Below are 3,387 nucleotides of genomic sequence, written 5' to 3' on the forward strand. Positions count from 1 at the left end.
TAGAGGCCGGCGAACACCTGCGGCTTCACTTCCTTGAAGCCCGGCAGCGGCTCGGGCGCGGCCTTGGCCGCGTGCGTGACGGTGTCGCCCACCTTGGCGGCCGTCAGCTCCTTGATGCCGGCGATGACGAAACCCTGGTCTATCCGGTCGAGCTGAACGGCCTGATTGTCGAGGGGCGCTTGTCCTTCACCTGGCGCTTCGATCCGGCGGTGATCTCGCCCGAGCGCCAGCATGCCCTGGTGGCCGCCTTCGGCCGCGAGCTCGTGCGCCTGGTCGCGCATTGCGAGCAGGCCGAGCCACGCGCCACCGCGGCCGATTTCCCGCGCGCCGCGCTCGACGAGGCCGGCTTCGAGGCGCTGGGCCTGGCCGGCACCGCGCTCGACGATCTTTATCCCGCCACGCCGCTGCAACAGGGCCTGCTGTTCCACAGCCTGATGGAGGCGGGCGCCTACCTGAACCGCAAGCGCCTGACCCTGTCGGGCGCGGTCGACATCGAGGCGATGCGCGAGGCCTGGCGCACCGTGGTCGAACGGCACCCGGTGCTGCGCACGCGCTTCGTGCGCGCGCACGGCGGCACCATGCTGCAGGCCGTGCTGGCCTCGGTGCCGCTGCCCTTCGAAGTGCACGACTGGCGCGAGCGCGCCGACTACGACGAAGCCTTCGCCCGCTGGTTCGACGAGCAGGCGCCGCGGCGCATCGATCTCGACGCCGCGCCGCTGATGCACGTCGCGCTGTTCCGCCGTCCCGACGGCGCGCACGACCTGGCCTGGCTGAACCATCACGCGCTGTCCGACGGCTGGAGCCAGTCGCAACTGCTCGGCGAACTCACGCGCAGCTACGCGGCGGCCTGCCGGGGCAAGCCGCCGGAACTCGAGCCGGTGGTGCCGTTCGGCGCCTATCTCGACTGGCTGGCGCGCCAGCCCGAGCCGGCCGACTGGTGGCGCGAGCGGCTCGCCCAGGTGGACCGGCCGGCGCTGCTGCTCGACGGCCTGCCCTCGCTCTCGACCGCCGAGGCGCAGGCGCATCTCGCGCAAGGCGGCCCGGGCTTCCGGCATCGCGACGCCCGGCTCGACGCGGACCTGTCGGCCGCGCTGGCCGAGACCGCGCGCCGTCGCGGCATCACCCTCAACACGCTGATCCAGGGCGCCTGGGCGATCGTGCTGGCGCGCCACGCGGATCGCCGCCAGGCGGCCTTCGGCGTGACCGTGTCGGGCCGTCCCTCGGAGCTGCCCGGCGCCGCCGCGATCCAGGGCGTGTTCATCAACAGCCTGCCGATGTGGATCGAGGTGCCCGCCGACGCGCCGCTGCAGGATTGGCTCGCCGCCATCCAGTTGCGCAATGTCGAGCTGCGCCAGGTCGAGCACACGCCGCTGACCTCGGTGCGTCGATGGGCGGGCGGCGGCGAGCTGTTCGATTCGCTGCTGGTGTTCGAGAACTACCCGATCGACCCGTCGCTGCGCGATGGATCGCTGGGCCTGACGGTGGATGCCTCGACCTCGTTCGAGCAGACCCACTATCCGCTCACGCTCGGCATCCTGCCCGGCGAGCGGATCGGCCTCGAATGGAGCTGGGACGCGACGCGCCTGGCCGAGGCCGGCATCGACGCCTTGTCCGAGGCTTACCAGGCGGTGCTGGCGCAACTGGCGCGGCCCGAGGTCGAGACGCTGGCCGCCTTGCGCATCGCGGGGCCGGCCGGCGAGGCCGGCAGCGCCGTGGCGGCTTCGCAGGGGACGAGCGAGGCGAGCGGGGCGCATCCGAACCCGAATCCGCATCCCTATCGCGGCGCGATCGCGCGCTTCGAGGCCGCCGCGCTCGCGCGTCCCGATGCGCTGGCACTGCGCTGCGGCGACGAGACCATCGACTACGCCGCGCTCAATCGCGCCGCCAACCGCATCGCGCATCGCCTGGCCGCGCTCGGCGTGGGCGCCGAGGCGCGCGTGGGCGTCTGCGTCGAGCGTTCGCCGGCCCTGGTGGCCGCCTTGCTCGGCGTGCTCAAGGCCGGCGGCGCCTATGTGCCGCTCGATCCCGACTATCCGCGCGAGCGGCTGCGCGAGCTGTGCGAGGACGTGGGCATCGCGATCGTGCTGGCCGACGCGCACACCGCGCCGCGTCACGCCGACTGGCTGGCGCAGGCGGGCCGCACCGTGCTGGAAGTCGCGCCGCTGCTGGCGGCGGACGATCTGGCCGAGGACAATCCGGCCGGCGAGGCGCATCCCGAGCAGCTCGCCTATGTGATCTCGACCTCGGGCTCCACCGGCCGGCCGAAGGGTGTGGCGCTCACGCACGGCGCCCTGAGCCGCCATATCGACGATTTCCTCGCCGACCACGGCCTGCGCGTGGACGATCACGTGCTGCAGTTCTCGACCGTCAATTTCGATGCCTCGGTCGAGCAGCTGTTCCCGGCGCTGGCGATCGGCGCCTCGGTCGAGATGCGCGGCCCGGCGCTATGGAGCGCCGAGGAATTCGACCGCGTGCTGGCCGAGCGCGCCGTCACCTTCGCCGACCTGCCGACCGGCTACTGGAAGCAATGGGCGCGGCAGGCGCGGCCGCGGCCGGGCCTCGCGCTGCGCCGCATGACGATCGGCGGCGAGGCGCTGCCCGGCACGGCCGTCGCGCAATGGCGGGACGGCCCGCTCGGCGCGGTGCAACTGGTCAATACCTACGGGCCGACCGAAACCGCCGTGGTGTCCTCGGTGCTGCCGGTCGAGGATGCGCATCGCGACAGCCTCGCGGTGCCGATCGGCCGACCCTCGGCCTCGCGCCTGTACCGGATCCTCGATCGCGACGGCGAGCCGGTGCCGCCGCTCGGCGTGGGCGAGCTCTGCATCGGCGGCCACACGCTGGCGCGCGGCTACGTGGGCCGCCCGGGCCTGAGCGCCGAGCGCTTCGTGCCCGATCCGCTCGGCGCGCCGGGCTCGCGCCTGTACCGCACCGGCGATATCTGCCGCTGGCTGCCCGATGGCGGCGTCGCCTATGTCGGCCGGCTCGACCAGCAGGTCAAGGTGCGCGGCTTCCGGGTCGAACTCGGCGAGATCGAGGCCGCGCTGGTGGCGCTGCCCGAGGTGGCCGAGGCGCTGGCCCTGGTGCAGGGCGAGGACGACGCGCGCCGCGTGGTGGCCTATGTGGTGCCCGCGCGCGATGGCGCGGCGCCCGATCCGGCACGCTTGCGCGAGGCGCTGGCGCAGCGCCTGCCCGCCCATATGCTGCCTTCGGCGATCGGCGTGCTCGACGCACTGCCGACCCTGCCCAACGGCAAGCTCGACCGCCGCGCGCTGCCGGCGCTCGACGCCGCGAGCGCCGGCTACGTGGCGCCCGCCACGCCGCTGGAGGCGACCGTCGCCGAGATCTGGCAGGCCGTGCTCGGCATCGAGCGGGTCGGAGCCCGCG

2 protein-coding genes are annotated in these 3,387 nt (G+C 73.7%); one reads left to right on the plus strand and one right to left on the minus strand.

Annotated features, from left to right (window positions below; all coding sequences use genetic code 11):
• The coding region (locus F3J18_RS36215) for a hypothetical protein (RefSeq protein WP_166916958.1) at window positions 1-233 on the minus strand (233 nt) is incomplete at its 3' end.
• On the opposite strand from F3J18_RS36215, the gene F3J18_RS36220 reads away from it, so the two are divergent.
• The coding region (locus F3J18_RS36220) for an amino acid adenylation domain-containing protein (protein ID WP_240156507.1) at window positions 180-3,387 on the plus strand (3,208 nt) is incomplete at its 3' end. The two genes, F3J18_RS36215 and F3J18_RS36220, sit on opposite strands and share 54 nt — an antisense overlap.

The organism is Burkholderia sp. Ax-1720 (assembly GCF_011753035.1).
Lineage (GTDB): Bacteria > Pseudomonadota > Gammaproteobacteria > Burkholderiales > Burkholderiaceae > Burkholderia > Burkholderia gladioli.